Raw genomic sequence first — 15,657 nt, 5'->3', positions numbered from 1 at the left:
CCCCGTGAGTACGGTGTGCGTGGTGCGGGATCTGGTCAAGACGTACCCCGCCACGCGCGGCAGGCGCGGTGCGCCCGCGACACCCGAGGTGCGGGCCACCGACGGAGTCAGCCTCGACGTGCGCGGCGGCGAGATCTTCGGGCTGCTCGGACCCAACGGGGCCGGCAAGTCCACCCTCGTCCGCCAGCTCACCGGGCTCATGCGCCCCGACTCCGGCACCGTCGAGCTCCTCGGCCACGACCTCGTCCGCCACCCCGAGCGGGCGGCCAGGCTCCTCGCCTACCTCGGCCAGGAGTCCACCGCCCTCGACGAGCTGACCGTCGCCCTCGCCGCCGAGACCACCGGACGCCTCCGCGGCCTCACCGCCCACGACGCCCGCGCCGAGCGCGACGCCGTCCTGGAGGAACTGGGCCTCACCGCGCTCGCCTCCCGCCCCCTCAAGAAGCTCTCCGGCGGACAGCGGCGGCTCGCCTGCGTCGCCGCCGCCCTCGTCGGCGGGCGGACCGTCCTCGTCCTCGACGAACCCACCACCGGCATGGACCCCGTCGCCCGGCGGGCCGTCTGGTCGGCCGTCGACCGGCGCCGCGCCGAGCACGGCACCACCGTGCTGCTCGTCACCCACAACGTCATCGAGGCCGAGACCGTCCTCGACCGGGTCGCCGTCCTCGACCACGGCCGGGTCATCGCCTGCGACACCCCCACCGGACTCAAGGAACGCGTCGCCGGAGAGGTCCGCGTCGAGCTCGTCTGGCGGGACACCGCCCCGCTCCACCTGCCCGAGGTCGCCGCCCTCCGGGAGAACGCCCAGGAGACCGGACGACGCTGGCACCTCCGGCTCGCCCCCGACGCCGCCCGCGCCGCCGTCGCCACCGTCACCGGCGGCGCCGCCTTCGCCGCGCTCGACGACTTCACCCTGGCCACGCCCAGCCTGGAGGACGTGTACCTCGCGCTGGGCGGGGCGACCGAGGGACTGGTGAAGGCGTGACCCGACGCGCCACCCGCGCCCCGCGCGGCCCCCACGCACCGCACGTCACCGTCAGGAGCTGCCCGCAGTGAGCACCGTGCCCGCGGAGGTCCTGCCGACCGCCGCGCCGACCACCCGGTCCCGCGGCGACGAGGACGGCGCCGCGCCCCTCGCCCCGCGCGCCAAGCTGCTGCCCGCCCTGGCCGCCGTCTACGGCGCCCAGCTCTCCCGGGCCCGGGTCGCCCGCATCCCGCTGCTCTTCGTGGCCACCTTCCAGTCCATCGGGATCATGATCCTGATGCGCGGGGTCGTCGACGGCGGCAGCGAGGCACGCGCCGTCGTGGCCGGCTCCACCGTCCTGGTCGTCGCCTTCGTCGCGCTCAACCTGCTCGCCCAGTACTTCGGGCAGCTGCGGGCCGGCGGCGGCCTCGACCACTACGCCACCCTGCCCGTGCCGCCCGCCGCCGTCGTGCTCGGCGCGGCCGGCGCGTACGCCTCCTTCACCGTGCCAGGGACGGTCTTCACCGCCGTCGCCGGCTCCGTGCTCTTCGGCCTCCCGCTCGGCCACCTGTGGATCCTCGCCGCCGTCGTCCCGCTCTCCGGCGCCGCGCTCGCCGGACTCGGCGCCGCCCTCGGACTCCTCGCGCCCCGGCCCGAGCTGGCCACCCTCCTCGGCCAGCTCGGCATGTCGGCGGCGCTGCTCCTCGGCGTGCTCCCGGCCGAGCGGCTGCCCGGACCCATCGGGTGGGCCCGGGACCTGCTGCCGTCGACGTACGGAGTGGAGGCCCTGGCCCGCACCTTCGACACCCACCCGGACTGGGCGGCCGTCGCCCTCGACCTCGCCGTCTGCGGGGCGGTCGGCGTCCTCTCCCTGGCACTCGCCACCTGGGCGTACCGGCGGGCCGCCGTCCGCTGAGGCGGGCCACAGGGACACCTGGCACGATGGCGGGGTGACCGCACCCCTGACTCCGCCTCACCAGCCGCCGCACGACCCCGACTGGCCCCCGCCGCCCCCGCCGCACGCGGGACACGACGGCGACCCGATCACGGGCGCCGAAGTGGTGCAGGGCGCCGTGGTCGCCCTCGTCTCGGCGGTCGCCGGCGCGGTGCTCGGAGTGCTGTGGCTGACCCTGGCCCCGCGCGTCCAGCTCATCTCGGACGGCAAGGGCGTCTACCTCCGCGACTCCGAGGGGGAGGCCGCGATCGGCGCGGACGGCACCTTCGTGCTCCTCGCGCTGGCCTTCGGCGCGGTCGCCGCGCTCGTCGTCTTCCTGCTGCGCCGCAAGGGCGGGGTGCCGCTGGTCCTCGGCCTGGCGCTCGGCGGCGTCCTCGGCTCGCTGCTCGCCTGGGGCCTCGGCAGCTACCTCGGCCCCACCGACGACGTCGTCGGCCACGCGAAGGCGGTCGGCCCCAACGTCACCTTCGAGGCGCCGCTCGAACTCAACATGGCCGCCGCGGCGATGCTGGCCTGGCCGCTCGCCGCGATGATCGTCCACCTCGCCCTCACCGCCGCCTTCGGCCCCCGCGACCCGGAACCGCAGCCGTGGGACCAGCCGAAGCCGTACGTCCAGGGCCCGGGCACGAGCTGACACACCGGGGCCGCGCACCGGCCGCGCGGGCTCCGCGGGCCTCTCCTCAGGCCGCGCCGACCGTCAGGCACGGCCGATCGGGGCGAGGACGGCGGAGGTGAGGGCCGCCAGGTCCGCGGGGGCGAGCTCTACCTCAAGGCCGCGGCGGCCCGCCGAGATGCAGACCGTCTCGTGGTCGGAGGCCGAGGAGTCGAGGACGGTACGCAGCCGCTTCCGCTGGCCCAGCGGGGAGATCCCGCCCCGGACGTACCCCGTCGTGCGCTCCGCCGCCGCGGGGTCGGCCATCGCCGCGCGCTTGCCGCCGACCGCCGAGGCCAGCGCCTTCAGGTCCAGCTGCCCGGCGACCGGGACGACCGCCACGGTCAGCTCGCCGTCGACGTCCGCCACCAGCGTCTTGAAGACCCGGTCGGGGGAGACCCCGAGCGCCTCCGCCGCCTCCTCGCCGTACGAGGGGGAGGCCGGGTCGTGCTCGTACGCGTGCAGGGTGAACGGGGTCCCGGCCGCCGTCAGGGCCACCGTCGCCGGGGTGCCCCCGCTGTTCTTCTTCGCCTTCTTCGCCACGCGCTCTTCCTCGGCTCGGTCCGTCCCGCTGGGGCCGGCTCAGTTCGGGTACGTCGGGCCCTGCGTCAGGTCCACCGCGGGCAGCGACGGCAGATGGCGCAGCACCGCGGTCTCCGCGCGCAGCAGCGACAGCTCCTCGCGCAGCCGCGTCGCCGTGTCGGGGGCCTGGAGCAGCCGCTGCTTCGACGGGATGTCCAGCACCGCCGTCGCCGCGACCAGATACGACACCACCGACGGGTCGTCGGGCAGCTCACTGGTCGTCAGCGAACGCTCCCGCGCCCCGGCGAGCCGCTTCTGATAGCTGCGGAAGGCCCGCAGCACGCCCTCCGCGAGCGTGCCGGCCTCCTCGCCGCGCTCCTCGGGGATCTCCTCGACCTCGCCGACCAGGAACGGGCCGCTCGCGTCGACCGAGAGCAGCTTCACCCGGGTCGTACCGGTGGCCATCACCTCGAAGCTGCCGTTGCCGCGCTCCCGGATCGAGGCCGCGTCGGCGACGCAGCCGACCCGGTGGAAGGCCTGGATGGGATCGGAGCCGAAGCCCGCCGCCGGGCCCTTCTCCGGCAGCGCCGTCTGGTCCGGCATGCCCGGGGCGGTCGGCGCGACCTCGCGGCCGTCGCGGATCGCGACGACGGCGAAGCGGCGCGGCTCCGTGTCCCCGATCGTGAGCAGCTCGCGCATCATGGCGCGATAACGCTCCTCGAAGACGTTCAGCGGCAGCACGAGGCCCGGGAACAGCACCGTGTTGAGCGGGAACAGGGGCAGGCGAGCGGTGGTCACAGCGGCAAAGCCTAATGGCCGCCGGGCCCGCCCCGTCCGGCCCGTCCGCCTCCGGCTCCCCACAGGGGTGTCCGGCGGGCCACCTCGGCCCTGGCGCGGTCCCGCGCGGCCAGGAATCCGAGGAGGGGGTCCTCCCGCGCACCGCTCCGAGCGACCCCCCAGGGGAACGAGGTCGCGTACGGCCCGATCCGGCCGAACTCCTCCAGGGCCTCCTCCCACCGCGCCCGCTCGACCAGCACGTACGCGAGCAGATTGCGGACTTCGGCCGGCCACGGGTCGCCCGCGGCGAAGGCGGCCGACAGGGCCAGGGCGCGGTCCACCGCCCGGTCGGTCCGCGCCTCGGGCACGGACCGGTCCGCGACCGGCTCCACCCGCAGCCGGTCGTAGGCCGCGCGGACCGGCAGCGCCCGCACCAGGGAACCTTCGGCGGCGTCGTCCGCGGCCTGCTCGGCGAAGTCGAAGGCGGCACGGTGCGAGCCGTACCACTGCGCGGAGAGGTACTTGAGCGCCGCGACGTGGCAGCCGTAGTGGTGGGGCGCGCGGCGGACGGCCTGCGCCCAGTGCGACTCGAAGACGGTGTGCCCGGCGTGTGCTCCGCGCGCGTGGTCCAGGGCGAGGCGCCACGGCACGGGGTCGCGCGGCGCCTGCTCGGCGACAGCGGCGATCAACGGGCCGAGCTCGCGCAGCCGCTCGGCCCGCGCCGGTGAGTCCCAGGCCCTGCGGACGGCGAGCTGCGCCGTGACGAGCAGGGCGTCGGGGTCCCCGGGCGCGGCGGCGAGCCAGTGCGTCAGCCACTCGTCCCTGCGGTAGGCGAAGGTGGCGAGCCGGGTGACGTACCGGTCGCGGTCCTCCCACTCGCCGGCGTCCCGGGTGGTGGCGAGCAGTTTCGCCGCGGGTTCCGGATCGGCGAGGGCGGCGGCGACCAGGGCGGGCGCGAGCCGCTCGTCCGGGGTGTCGAGCAGCACGTCGTCGCCCGGCACGAAACCCGCGGCGAGCCGCGGCGCGTGCCGGGCCGAGCGGACGGCGCCGACCAGGGCGCGGAGCAAGGACATCGTGCGACGTATTTTCCCACCGCGCCACGATCCCGCGCGCCGCTCTGCCCAGCCCTTTCACCCTCATTCCACCGGGCCCACACCGTCAGCCGCGGCTCAGCAGCCGGGTGGCGCCGGCCGCCACCGTGGTCGCGAGGATCCAGCCGAGGAGGATGAGCACGGCCGCCGCCCACTGCCAGAGGCCCTCAAGGCGCCAGTAGCCGTCCTGGCCGAGATTGATCACCGGGAGCAGGAGGTCGAGGGCGTACAGCGGACCGTTCCACTCGGGCGCCTCGTCGCCCTTCAGGGCTATCGGGCGGTAGTGGGAGAAGGCCACCGTGCCCGCCGCCCAGAGCACCGCCATCCACAGCGCCGCCCGGCCGGGGCGGTAGCCGTACGCCACCGTCCAGTCCTGGAGGTACCCCCAGAGCTTGCCGGCCAGCGGGAGCGTCTCCCGTCTGCGCCGCTGCTTGGCGAGCAGCACCTCGCGGGCGTCGGCGTCCTCCCCGCTGTTGCGCAGGACCGTGGCGAGCCGCTCGTACGGCTCGGGGGCGTACTCCGGGGTCGCCGCCGCCACCCACTCCAGGCGGCGGGCCAGCGGGAACGGGCCGTACGGCACGAGGTTCTCGTAGGCGAAGCCGCCCATGGCGAGTCCGCCGGGGCCCGGCCAGCTGGTCGAGAGGTCGATCAGGGTGACGACCTTGGCGCCGTTCAGGACGACCCGGCCCTCCTCGGGACGCTCGCCGTTGAACCGCAGCTCCGGGGTGACGATCCGGCGCAGCGACACCTCCTCCCGGCGCGCGCCGCTCAGCAGGAACCGGGCGTGGTGCAGATCCACCGCGTCACCGAAGCGGCCGTCGTCGAGCCGCACCCCGCCGTGGCACTCCACCGGCTTGCGACGGGCGCCCTGGCCGGGCGTCAGACCGTACGGCGGGGTGGCCGTGGGGCTGCCGTAGGAGTAGTTCCTCGCGTCGTCGTACACCCACGCCGTGTTCAGATAGAGCGAGCGCTCGACCGTCAGCTGCGGGGCGTTCAGCGCGCGGCGGCCCTGCGCGCCGCGCAGCACGCTGCCCCGCAGGCTGAGCGAGACCCCGACCTTCGCCCCGCGCAGGCTCAGCTCGCCGTGCGTCTCGATCAGCTCGGCCTGGAGGTCCTGGGCCACCACCATCCCGTCCGCGGTGATCGCCCGGCCCCGCCGGTCGGGCCACACCTGTATCTGGTTGACCAGCAGGTCCGTGCCGATCTGCGCGTCCGTGAGCCGGATGCCGTGCCGGACCCGGCAGCGCGGCAGATGCAGATCCCCCTCGGTGTGCAGCCGGGCCGCCTCCAGGCGCGGCAGCGCGCACTCCACCATCCGCAGCGTCCCGAAGCGCGCCTCCGGCAGCACCACCTCGCCGTCGAACCGGCAGCCGTGCAGCTCCACGTACGGCCCTATCGTCCCGCCGGCCAGGTTGAGCACACCGGTGATCCGCACCCCGCGCAGCTTCAGCGCCGCCACCCGCCCGGAGCGGGCCGGCGGACCGGCGAGCAGCAGCAGCGCCACCACGTCGGCGCGGACGCTCCGCTCCTCGCCCCACTCCCACTCCCGCTCCCGGAACGGGTCGTCCCGCTCCGCGATCCCCTCCCTGAGATCGCACGTCGCCCCAATGCGGAACGCCCGCCACACGGCCCGCTCCGGGCTCGTGAGGCCGTCCGGCACCCCGTCCTCGTGCGGCTCGGTCACTGCCGCCCCCTCGCTTTCCACGATCCGCTCCCACGACTCCGCCGATTCCGCACAGCGGGATTCGTGGATTCGTACAGCCGTTCTTCCCGCTGTGTGACGGGCTGAACGCTAACGGTCAGGTGTGGCGACAAGACGCCACTGTGGCGGGTATCGGTCAGTGATTGGCATGTATCAGCTGTTGATACGGACGACCGTCGTCGATGGGCCGTCTGCGAGAATTGACCCGTGATCTCTCGAATCGATCTGCGCGGTGAGAACCTCCCCGAGGGTTCCGCCCTGCGCGACCTGCTGCCCCGTGCCGAGTTCGACGTGGAAGCCGCCCTGGAGAAGGTGCGGCCGATCTGCGAGGACGTCCGGCATCATGGCGCGGCAGCGGTGATCGACTACGGGGAGAAATTCGACGGCGTCCGCGTCCCGAGCCTGCGCGTCCCCGCCGAGGCGATCACCCGGGCCCTCGACGAGCTCGACCCGGCCGTCCGCGCCGCCCTCGAGGAGTCCATCCGGCGCGCCCGCCTCGTCCACCGCGAGCAGCGCCGCACCACCCACACCACCCAGGTCGTCCCCGGCGGCACGGTCACCGAGAAGTGGATCCCCGTCGAGCGCGTCGGTCTGTACGTGCCGGGCGGCCGCTCCGTCTACCCGTCCTCCGTCGTGATGAACGTCGTCCCGGCCCAGGAGGCCGGCGTCGGGGGCGTGGCCGTCGCCTCGCCCCCGCAGAAGGACTTCGGGGGCCTGCCGCACCCGACGATCCTCGCCGCCTGCGCCCTCCTCGGCGTCGACGAGGTCTACGCCGCCGGCGGCGCCCAGGCCATCGCCATGTTCGCCTACGGCACTGAAGGCACCGCCGACGAGCCCGGCTGCGCCCCCGTCAACCTGGTCACCGGCCCCGGCAACATCTACGTGGCCGCCGCCAAGCGCCTCCTCAAGGGCCGCATCGGCATCGACGCCGAGGCCGGCCCGACGGAGATCGCGATCCTCGCGGACTCCACGGCCGACCCGGTGCACGTCGCCGCCGACCTCATCAGCCAGGCCGAGCACGACCCGATGGCCGCCTCCGTCCTCGTCACCGACTCGGACGAGCTGGCCGCCGCCACCGAGGCCGAGCTGAAGACCCAGGTCGCCGCCTCCAAGCACGTCGACGACCGGATCGTCCCGGCCCTCGCGGGCCGCCAGTCCGCGATCGTCCTCGTCAACGACCTCGCCGACGGTCTCAAGGTCGTCGACGCGTACGGCGCCGAGCACCTGGAGATCCAGACCGCCGACGCCGCCGCCGTCGCCGACCGGGTCCGCAACGCGGGCGCGATCTTCGTCGGCCCCTGGGCGCCGGTCTCCCTCGGCGACTACTGCGCCGGCTCCAACCACGTCCTGCCCACCGGCGGCTGCGCCTGCCACTCCTCGGGTCTCTCCGTGCAGTCCTTCCTGCGCGGCGTGCACATCGTGGACTACACGCGCGACGCGCTCGCCGACGTCGCCCACCACGTGGTGACCCTCGCCGAGGCCGAGGACCTCCCGGCTCACGGCGCCGCGATCAAGGCCAGGTTCGGATGGAAGGTTCCCGAGAACAAGTGACCTCGTACGACACCGTCCGCATCGACGATCTCCCCGTCCGGGACGAGCTGCGCGGCAAGTCCCCCTACGGCGCGCCCCAGCTCGACGTCCCCGTCCAGCTGAACACCAACGAGAACCCGTACCCGCTGCCCGAGCCCCTGGTGGCCCGGATCGCGGAGCGGGTCGCCGAGGCCGCCCGCGGCCTCAACCGCTACCCCGACCGGGACGCGGTGGAGCTGCGCACCGAGCTCGCCCGCTACCTCAGCAGGACCGGGAAGCACCCGGTCGCCGTGGAGAACGTGTGGGCCGCCAACGGCTCCAACGAGGTCCTCCAGCAGCTGCTCCAGACCTTCGGCGGCCCGGGCCGCACCGCGATCGGCTTCGAGCCCTCGTACTCGATGCACGCCCTGATCGCCCGCGGCACCGGCACCGGCTGGATCTCCGGCCCGCGCAACGACGACTTCACCATCGACGTGGCGGCGGCCGAGAAGGCGATCGCCGAGCACCGGCCCGACGTCGTCTTCATCACCTCGCCCAACAACCCCACCGGCACCGCGGTCGACGCCGCCACCGTCCTCGCCCTGTACGAGGCGGCCCAGGCGGCCAAGCCCTCGATGGTCGTGGTGGACGAGGCGTACGTGGAGTTCAGCCACCGGGACTCGCTGCTGCCGCTCCTGGAGGGCCGCCCCCACCTGGTGGTCTCCCGGACCATGTCCAAGGCGTTCGGCGCCGCCGGGCTGCGCCTCGGCTACCTCGCCGCGCACCCGGCCGTGGTCGACGCCGTCCAGCTGGTCCGCCTCCCGTACCACCTCTCGGCCGTCACCCAGGCCACCGCGCTCGCCGCCCTCGAGCACACCGACACCCTCCTCGGGTACGTCGAGCAGCTCAAGGCCGAGCGCGACCGGCTGGTCGCCGAGCTGCGGGCGATCGGCTACGAGGTCACCGACTCCGACGCCAACTTCGTGCAGTTCGGCAAGTTCGCCGACACGCACGCGGCCTGGCAGTCGATCCTCGACCGGGGCGTCCTGGTCCGGGACAACGGCGTACCGGGATGGCTGCGGGTCACCGCCGGCACCCCCGAAGAGAACGACGCGTTCCTCGACGCGGTCCGTGAATTGATGAAGGAGCAGGAACGATGAGCCGCGTAGGCCGCGTTGAGCGCACCACCAAGGAGACCTCCGTCGTCGTCGAGATCGACCTCGACGGCACCGGAAAGGTCGACGTGTCGACCGGGGTCGGCTTCTACGACCACATGCTCGACCAGCTCGGCCGGCACGGTCTGTTCGACCTGACCGTCAAGACCGACGGCGACCTGCACATCGACTCGCACCACACCATCGAGGACACCGCCCTCGCCCTCGGCGCCGCCTTCAAGCAGGCCCTCGGCGACAAGGTCGGCATCTACCGCTTCGGCAACTGCACCGTCCCGCTGGACGAGTCGCTCGCCCAGGTGACCGTCGACCTCTCCGGCCGCCCGTACCTCGTGCACACCGAGCCCGAGAACATGGCGCCGATGATCGGCTCCTACGACACGACGATGACCCGGCACATCTTCGAGTCCTTCGTCGCCCAGGCGCAGATCGCGCTGCACATCCACGTGCCCTACGGCCGCAACGCCCACCACATCGTGGAGTGCCAGTTCAAGGCCCTGGCCCGCGCGCTCCGCTACGCCGCCGAGCGCGACCCGCGCGCCGCCGGAATCCTCCCCTCCACGAAGGGCGCGCTCTAGTCGTGAACGGCCTCTCCACCATCCTGATCGTCGTCGGGCTCTTCCTGCTCGGCGGCATCTACTCCTTCGTCAAGCAGCAGATGCCGAAGGGCCTGATCGTGCTCGTCTCCATCGGCGCCGCGATGTGCCTCGCCGCCGGTGTGCTGCGACTGGACGTGTGGGCATGACCGCGGCCTCCCCGAAGAAGGTCGTCGTCTTCGACTACGGCTTCGGCAACGTCCGCTCGGCCGAGCGCGCGCTCGCCCGGGTCGGCGCGGACGTCGAGATCACCCGCGACTACGACAAGGCGATGAACGCCGACGGACTCCTCGTCCCCGGCGTCGGCGCCTTCTCCGCCTGCATGAAGGGCCTCAAGGAGGCCCGCGGCGAGTGGATCATCGGCCGCCGCCTCGCCGGCGGCCGCCCCGTCATGGGCATCTGCGTCGGCATGCAGATCCTCTTCGCCCAGGGCATCGAGCACGGCGTGGAGAGCGAGGGCCTCGACGAGTGGCCCGGTACGGTCGAGCCGTTGAACGCCCCCGTCGTGCCCCACATGGGCTGGAACACGGTCGACGCCCCCGCCGGCACCGAGCTGTTCGCCGGCCTCGACGCCGACACCCGGTACTACTTCGTGCACTCCTACGCGGTGCGCGAGTGGACCCTGGAGGTCGGCAACAAGAACATCCGCGCCCCCAAGGTCAGCTGGGCCACCCACGGCGAGCCCTTCGTCGCGGCGGTGGAGAACGGCGCCCTGTGGGCGACCCAGTTCCACCCCGAGAAGTCCGGCGACGCCGGAGCCCAGCTCCTCACCAACTGGATCGGAACCCTGTGAGCACTCTCGAACTCCTCCCCGCCGTCGACGTCCGCGACGGCCAGGCCGTCCGGCTCGTCCACGGCGAGTCCGGCAGCGAGACCTCCTACGGCTCTCCGCTGGAGGCCGCCCTGGCCTGGCAGCGGGCCGGCGCCGAGTGGCTCCACCTGGTCGACCTGGACGCCGCCTTCGGCACCGGCGACAACCGTGACCTGGTCCGCCAGGTCACCGAGGCCATGGACATCAAGGTCGAGCTGTCCGGCGGCATCCGCGACGACGCCTCGCTCGCCGCGGCCCTCGCCACCGGCTGCACCCGCGTCAACCTCGGCACCGCCGCCCTGGAGACCCCCGAGTGGGTCGCCAAGGTCATCGCCGAGTTCGGCGACAAGATCGCCGTCGGCCTCGACGTGCGCGGCACCACGCTGCGCGGCCGCGGCTGGACCCGCGACGGCGGCGACCTGTACGAGACGCTGGCCCGCCTCGACTCCGAGGGCTGCGCGCGGTACGTCGTCACCGACATCGCCAAGGACGGCACGCTCCAGGGCCCCAACCTGGAGCTCCTGAAGAACGTCTGCGCGGCCACCGACAAGCCCGTCGTCGCCTCCGGCGGCGTGTCCTCCCTGGACGACCTGCGGGCCCTGTCCGGCCTCGTGCCGCTCGGCGTCGAGGGCGCGATCATCGGCAAGGCGCTGTACGCCAAGGCCTTCACCCTCGAAGAGGCGATCGCGGCGGTGGCTGCCGTATGACCGATTCCCTGCGCAAGGTCGTCACGGGCGCTCCCTGGGAGGAGCAGTTCGGCTACTCCCGCGCGGTGGAGCTCCCGAACGGCACGGTCCTCGTCTCCGGCTGTACGTCGGTGGTGGACGGCCAGATCGCCGACGGCGGCCCGTACGACCAGGCCGTCAACTCCTTCAACGTCGCCTTCGGCGCGCTGAAGCAGCTGGGCCTGGGCGCCGAGCACGTCGTCCGTACCCGCATGTACATCACGCACGCGCGGGACGTGGACGAGGTCGGCCGCGCCCACAAGGAGCTGTTCGACGCGGTCCGCCCGGCCGCCTCGATGATCATCGTCTCCGGCTTCGTCGACCCGCGTCTGGTCGTCGAGGTCGAGGTCGAGGCGTACCGGGGCGGTGATTCCGCATGACTCTCGCCGTACGGGTGATCCCCTGCCTGGACGTGGACAACGGCCGGGTCGTCAAGGGCGTCAACTTCCAGAACCTGCGGGACGCGGGCGATCCCGTCGAGATGGCCAAGCTGTACGACGCCGAGGGCGCCGACGAGCTGACCTTCCTCGACATCACCGCCTCCTCGGGCAACCGGGAGACCACCTACGACGTGGTGCGCCGCACCGCCGAGCAGGTCTTCATCCCGCTCACGGTCGGCGGCGGCGTCCGCGCGGCCGGGGACGTCGACAAGCTGCTGCGGGCCGGCGCCGACAAGGTGGGCGTCAACACCGCGGCCATCGAGCGGCCCGAGCTGATCCAGGAGATCGCGGAGCGCTTCGGCCGTCAGGTGCTCGTCCTGTCCGTGGACGCGCGCCGCACCGAGTCCGGCTCCTTCGAGGTGACGACGCACGGCGGACGCCGGGGCACCGGCATCGACGCCGTCGAGTGGGCGCACCGCGCGGCCGAGCTGGGCGCGGGGGAGATCCTGCTCAACTCGATGGACGCGGACGGCACCAAGGACGGCTACGACACCGAGATGATCGCGGCGGTGCGCAAGCACGTCACGGTGCCGGTGATCGCCTCCGGCGGCGCCGGCAAGCTCGCCGACTTCGCGCCGGCCGTCGCGGCGGGTGCGGACGCGGTGCTCGCCGCCTCCGTCTTCCACTTCGGTGATCTGCGGATCAGTGAGGTCAAGCAGGCGCTGAGGGAGTCGGGCCACCCGGTCCGCTGATCCGTCGTTCCGCTTGCGGGCGGTCTTCAGGAAGGGCCCCTTCGGGGGCCCTTCTTCTTCGCCCAACGCGCAGGATTATTTGCGCAGTATTCATTGCGCAAGTTTTCTTTCGCATCTACCGTCTGTGGCATGACCTCGTCGGAGAACCGCCGCATCACCGATCTCGGAACCCTCAAAGCCATCTCGCACCCGCTGCGGATGCGCCTCTACCGGGCCCTCTTCGTGGCCCGTACCGCCACCGCGTCCCAGCTCGCCGAGCAGGTCGACGAGGCCGTCTCGCTGGTCAGCTACCACCTGCGCAAGCTGGCCGAGCACGGGCTCATCGAGGAGGCGGACGCCCAGTCGGCGGACGGCCGCGAGCGCTGGTGGCAGCCGAGTTCGTACGGGGTGAGCATCCACGACGAGGACGTCAAGGACACCCCGGAGCTGGCCGCCGCGAGCGACGCCCTCGGCCGCACCCTCAACGAGCAGCGCACCGAGCTCCACCGCCGCTTCCTCGACGAGCGCCTGACCTGGTCCGACGAGTGGCGCTCCGCCGCGGTCAGCTCCGAATGGCTGCCGCGCCTCACCGCCCCCGAACTCGCCGCCCTCGGCAAGGAGCTCGACGCGCTGCTCCAGAAGTACGACCGGCGGGCCCGCGCCGCCGAGGCCGCCGGCGACACCGAGGGCCGCGAGAACGTGGCCGTCCACCTCCACGGCTTCCCGTACCGGGGGACCGCGTGACCACGACCGTCGCGGCTCCCTCGACACCCGCCCACAAGAGCCCCCAGGTCCTGCGCTGGCTCGGCGCCTACACGGCCTCCACCCTCGGCGACAGCGTCTACCACCTCGCCCTCTCCTGGACCGCCGTCAGCAGCGGCACCCCCGCCCAGGCCGGACTCGTCATGGCCGTCTCCGCCGTGCCCCGCGCCCTGCTCCTGCTCGTCGGGGGAGCGGTCGCCGACCGCCTCGGCCCCCGCCGGGTCGTCATCGCCTCCGACACCGTCCGCGCCCTGGTCGTCCTCGGCCTCGCCGCGACGCTGTTCGTCGCCACGCCCGGCCTGTGGGCGCTCGCCGCCGTCGCCCTCGTCTTCGGCGTCGTCGACGCCCTCTTCCTGCCCGCCGTCGGCGCCCTGCCGCCCCGCGTCGCCGACCACGACCAGCTCGCCCGCGTCCAGGGCATGCGCGGCCTCGCCTACCGCCTCGGCGCCGTCCTCGGCGCCCCGCTCGGCGGCCTCGCCGTCGCCCTCGGCGGCACCGCCACCGCCTTCGGCATCGCCGGAATCCTCTTCGCCCTGTCCCTGCCCCTGCTCGGCGCCCTCAGGCTCCGCCCGCTGCCGCAGGACGACCAGGCGTCCGAGGGCACCGCCCTGCGCGACCTCGCCGCCGGCCTGCGCTACCTCCGCGGCCACCGGACGCTCGGCCCGCTGATGGTCGTCGTCCTCCTCGCCGACCTCGGCTTCGCCGGCCCCCTCAACGTCGGCCTCGCGGTCCTGGCCGACCAGCGCGGCTGGGGCGCCGCCGGCATCGGCTGGGTCCTCGCCGGCTTCGGCGTCGGCGCCGGCGGCGCCTCCCTGCTGCTGACCGTCAAGGGCCACATCCCCCGGGCCGGCGCCGTCATGGGCTGGACGATGGTCATCGGAGCCGTATCCATCGGCGCCCTCGCGTACGTCCCCCAGCAGGCCCTCGCCGCCCTCGTCGCGGTCTCCATCGGCCTGCTCGCCGGACTCTCCGGAGCCCTGTGCAACGCCCTCGTGCAGACCGAGTGCGACCCCGCCTACCTCGGCCGGGTGAGCGCCGTCTCCAGCCTCGGCAGCCTCGGCATCGCCCCGCTGAGCTTCCCGGTCACCGGCGCGGCCGTCGGCCTCTGGGGCCCCGGCCCGGTCTTCGTGGTCAGCGCGGCGGTCTGCGCCCTCTCCGGCGCGTACGCCCTCGTGGTCCCGGCCCTCCGCCGCGCCGAACTGCCCGCCTAGGGGCCCTCAGATCCCCAGCTGCTTCGTCTCCCGCAGCCGCTCGATCGCGTCCGGCTCCCCGTCCAGCGCCACCTTCGCCGAGTCCTGGCGGCCGTACAGGTACATCAGCAGCTCGCCCGGCTCCCCGGAGGCCGTCACCACCGGGGTGCCGCGGTGGGCCACCGCCGTCTGGCCGTTCGGGCGGCGCAGGACCAGGCCCACCGGGGCCTTGCGGCCCATCAGCCGGGCCGTCTTCTCCAGGCGCGACCAGAGCGCGTCCGCGAAGACCGGGTCGAGCTCGCGCGACGACCAGTCCGGCTGGGCCCGCCGCACGTCCTCCGCGTGGACGTAGAACTCGACGACGTTCGCCCCCTCGTCCACCTGCTTGATGGTGAACGGCGAGAACTTCGGCGGGCCCGTACGGATGAGCTGGATCAGCTCCTCGTACGGCTTCTCGGCGAACTCCGCCGTCACCCGGTCCATCCGCTCCTTCAGCGCGGGGACCAGGGCGCCCGCCGCCGCGTCCGGCCGCCGCTCCCGCACCACCACATGGGCGGCCAGGTCCCGGGTCCGCCACCCCTCGCAGAGCGTCGGCGCGTCCGGGCCCGCCGCCTCCAACAGATCGGCGAGCAGGAGACGTTCACGTTTCGCATGGGTCGACATGCCCGCCAGCGTACGACCGGCCCCACCGGTCCGCCCAGTGGACGCCCCGCCGGACACCGTCCCGGATCGCGGCACAATGGCGCCATGACCAGCACGCCCCGGACCCCCAGCGACCTCGACCCGGCCATCGCCGCACGCCTCAAGCGCAGCGCCGACGGGCTCGTCCCCGCCATCGCCCAGCAGTACGACACCGGCGAGGTGCTGATGCTCGGCTGGATGGACGACGAGGCCCTCCACCGCACCCTCACCACCGGCCGCTGCACCTACTGGTCCCGCAGCCGGAACGAGTACTGGGTCAAGGGCGACACCTCCGGGCACGTGCAGCACGTCAAGTCCGTCGCCCTCGACTGCGACGCCGACACCCTCCTCGTCAAGGTCGACCAGGTCGGCGCCGCCTGCCACACCGGCGCCCGCACCTGCTTCGACGCCGACGTGCTCCCCGTATCCCAGTAAGG

At 73.6% G+C, this 15,657-nt stretch carries 19 protein-coding genes; 14 read left to right on the top strand and 5 right to left on the bottom strand.

Annotation, left to right across the window (positions count from 1 at the left end; genetic code table 11):
* Nucleotides 1-13: 13 nt before the first annotated feature.
* The 3 genes from ACZ7G1_RS06330 (at nt 14) to ACZ7G1_RS06320 (ending at nt 2,553) form a co-directional block, all read left to right on the top strand.
* Complete coding sequence (locus ACZ7G1_RS06330) at nt 14-985, top strand: ABC transporter ATP-binding protein (RefSeq protein ID WP_470874914.1); 972 nt, start codon at nt 14-16, stop codon at nt 983-985.
* 67 nt (nt 986-1,052) lie between these two features.
* Nucleotides 1,053-1,880, top strand: a complete 828-nt coding sequence (locus tag ACZ7G1_RS06325) for an ABC transporter permease (protein ID WP_470874549.1) — start codon at nt 1,053-1,055, stop codon at nt 1,878-1,880.
* A gap of 34 nt (nt 1,881-1,914) precedes the next feature.
* Nucleotides 1,915-2,553 (top strand): DUF2567 domain-containing protein, encoded by a 639-nt coding sequence (locus ACZ7G1_RS06320; protein ID WP_470874551.1) that lies wholly within the window; start codon nt 1,915-1,917, stop codon nt 2,551-2,553.
* Nucleotides 2,554-2,616: 63 nt separating this feature from the next.
* On the opposite strand, the gene ybaK is transcribed toward ACZ7G1_RS06320, so the two are convergent.
* The 4 genes from ybaK to ACZ7G1_RS06300 all read right to left on the bottom strand — a co-directional run bounded on the left by ybaK (nt 2,617) and on the right by ACZ7G1_RS06300 (nt 6,645).
* Nucleotides 2,617-3,114: a Cys-tRNA(Pro) deacylase gene (ybaK, locus tag ACZ7G1_RS06315; protein ID WP_470874552.1), complete on the bottom strand. Its 498-nt coding sequence runs from the start codon at nt 3,112-3,114 to the stop codon at nt 2,617-2,619.
* A gap of 39 nt (nt 3,115-3,153) precedes the next feature.
* Nucleotides 3,154-3,891: an LON peptidase substrate-binding domain-containing protein gene (locus ACZ7G1_RS06310; protein WP_470874553.1), complete on the bottom strand. Its 738-nt coding sequence runs from the start codon at nt 3,889-3,891 to the stop codon at nt 3,154-3,156.
* Nucleotides 3,892-3,902: 11 nt separating this feature from the next.
* Nucleotides 3,903-4,943 (bottom strand): hypothetical protein, encoded by a 1,041-nt coding sequence (locus ACZ7G1_RS06305; protein ID WP_470874554.1) that lies wholly within the window; start codon nt 4,941-4,943, stop codon nt 3,903-3,905.
* Nucleotides 4,944-5,028: 85 nt separating this feature from the next.
* Nucleotides 5,029-6,645, bottom strand: coding sequence for an oxidoreductase (locus ACZ7G1_RS06300; protein ID WP_470874556.1), 1,617 nt, complete (start codon nt 6,643-6,645; stop codon nt 5,029-5,031).
* Between the two features lie 225 nt (nt 6,646-6,870).
* Between ACZ7G1_RS06300 and hisD the strand changes: the two genes are divergently transcribed.
* The 10 genes from hisD (at nt 6,871) to ACZ7G1_RS06250 (ending at nt 14,560) form a co-directional block, all read left to right on the top strand.
* Nucleotides 6,871-8,214 carry a histidinol dehydrogenase gene (hisD, locus tag ACZ7G1_RS06295; RefSeq protein WP_470874558.1) on the top strand — a complete coding sequence of 448 codons (1,344 nt, stop codon included), beginning with the start codon at nt 6,871-6,873 and terminating at the stop codon, nt 8,212-8,214.
* Nucleotides 8,211-9,332 carry a histidinol-phosphate transaminase gene (locus ACZ7G1_RS06290; RefSeq protein ID WP_470874560.1) on the top strand — a complete coding sequence of 374 codons (1,122 nt, stop codon included), beginning with the start codon at nt 8,211-8,213 and terminating at the stop codon, nt 9,330-9,332. Before hisD ends, ACZ7G1_RS06290 begins: the two co-directional genes overlap by 4 nt.
* On the top strand, nt 9,329-9,922 hold the full coding sequence (hisB, locus tag ACZ7G1_RS06285) for an imidazoleglycerol-phosphate dehydratase HisB (protein ID WP_017238764.1): 594 nt from the start codon (nt 9,329-9,331) through the stop codon (nt 9,920-9,922). The genes ACZ7G1_RS06290 and hisB overlap by 4 nt, the downstream gene beginning before the upstream one ends.
* 2 nt (nt 9,923-9,924) lie before the next feature.
* Nucleotides 9,925-10,089 (top strand): hypothetical protein, encoded by a 165-nt coding sequence (locus ACZ7G1_RS06280; RefSeq protein ID WP_470874562.1) that lies wholly within the window; start codon nt 9,925-9,927, stop codon nt 10,087-10,089.
* Nucleotides 10,086-10,733, top strand: coding sequence for an imidazole glycerol phosphate synthase subunit HisH (gene hisH / locus ACZ7G1_RS06275; protein WP_470874564.1), 648 nt, complete (start codon nt 10,086-10,088; stop codon nt 10,731-10,733). Before ACZ7G1_RS06280 ends, hisH begins: the two co-directional genes overlap by 4 nt.
* Nucleotides 10,730-11,458 carry a bifunctional 1-(5-phosphoribosyl)-5-((5-phosphoribosylamino)methylideneamino)imidazole-4-carboxamide isomerase/phosphoribosylanthranilate isomerase PriA gene (gene priA / locus ACZ7G1_RS06270; protein WP_470874566.1) on the top strand — a complete coding sequence of 243 codons (729 nt, stop codon included), beginning with the start codon at nt 10,730-10,732 and terminating at the stop codon, nt 11,456-11,458. Before hisH ends, priA begins: the two co-directional genes overlap by 4 nt.
* Nucleotides 11,455-11,856, top strand: coding sequence for a RidA family protein (locus ACZ7G1_RS06265; protein ID WP_470874568.1), 402 nt, complete (start codon nt 11,455-11,457; stop codon nt 11,854-11,856). Before priA ends, ACZ7G1_RS06265 begins: the two co-directional genes overlap by 4 nt.
* Nucleotides 11,853-12,608, top strand: coding sequence for an imidazole glycerol phosphate synthase subunit HisF (hisF, locus tag ACZ7G1_RS06260; RefSeq protein WP_470874569.1), 756 nt, complete (start codon nt 11,853-11,855; stop codon nt 12,606-12,608). The genes ACZ7G1_RS06265 and hisF overlap by 4 nt, the downstream gene beginning before the upstream one ends.
* Before the next feature lie 129 nt (nt 12,609-12,737).
* A complete protein-coding gene (locus ACZ7G1_RS06255) occupies nt 12,738-13,331 on the top strand; it encodes an ArsR/SmtB family transcription factor (RefSeq protein ID WP_470874571.1) in 594 nt (197 codons plus the stop codon).
* Nucleotides 13,328-14,560: an MFS transporter gene (locus tag ACZ7G1_RS06250; protein WP_470874572.1), complete on the top strand. Its 1,233-nt coding sequence runs from the start codon at nt 13,328-13,330 to the stop codon at nt 14,558-14,560. Before ACZ7G1_RS06255 ends, ACZ7G1_RS06250 begins: the two co-directional genes overlap by 4 nt.
* A 6-nt stretch (nt 14,561-14,566) precedes the next feature.
* Here ACZ7G1_RS06250 and ACZ7G1_RS06245 read toward each other — a convergent pair whose 3' ends face one another.
* Nucleotides 14,567-15,202, bottom strand: coding sequence for a TIGR03085 family metal-binding protein (locus ACZ7G1_RS06245; RefSeq protein WP_470874574.1), 636 nt, complete (start codon nt 15,200-15,202; stop codon nt 14,567-14,569).
* Nucleotides 15,203-15,286: 84 nt separating this feature from the next.
* Between ACZ7G1_RS06245 and hisI the strand changes: the two genes are divergently transcribed.
* Complete coding sequence (hisI, locus tag ACZ7G1_RS06240) at nt 15,287-15,655, top strand: phosphoribosyl-AMP cyclohydrolase (RefSeq protein ID WP_351180773.1); 369 nt, start codon at nt 15,287-15,289, stop codon at nt 15,653-15,655.
* Nucleotides 15,656-15,657: the final 2 nt, after the last annotated feature.

The organism is Streptomyces sp. NPDC037273, assembly GCF_055603625.1.
The sequence above is the reverse complement of the archived record's forward strand: the minus strand, read 5'-3'. Positions and strand labels throughout refer to the sequence as shown.

Coding starts and splice junctions, on each gene's coding strand:
- hisH (WP_470874564.1), top strand. CDS start 10,086: ATGACCGCGGCCTCCCCGAAGAAGGTCGTCGTCTTCGACTACGGCTTC.
- ACZ7G1_RS06305 (WP_470874554.1), bottom strand. CDS start 4,943: ATGTCCTTGCTCCGCGCCCTGGTCGGCGCCGTCCGCTCGGCCCGGCAC.
- ACZ7G1_RS06265 (WP_470874568.1), top strand. CDS start 11,455: ATGACCGATTCCCTGCGCAAGGTCGTCACGGGCGCTCCCTGGGAGGAG.
- hisF (WP_470874569.1), top strand. CDS start 11,853: ATGACTCTCGCCGTACGGGTGATCCCCTGCCTGGACGTGGACAACGGC.
- ACZ7G1_RS06255 (WP_470874571.1), top strand. CDS start 12,738: ATGACCTCGTCGGAGAACCGCCGCATCACCGATCTCGGAACCCTCAAA.
- hisB (WP_017238764.1), top strand. CDS start 9,329: ATGAGCCGCGTAGGCCGCGTTGAGCGCACCACCAAGGAGACCTCCGTC.
- hisI (WP_351180773.1), top strand. CDS start 15,287: ATGACCAGCACGCCCCGGACCCCCAGCGACCTCGACCCGGCCATCGCC.
- ACZ7G1_RS06245 (WP_470874574.1), bottom strand. CDS start 15,202: ATGTCGACCCATGCGAAACGTGAACGTCTCCTGCTCGCCGATCTGTTG.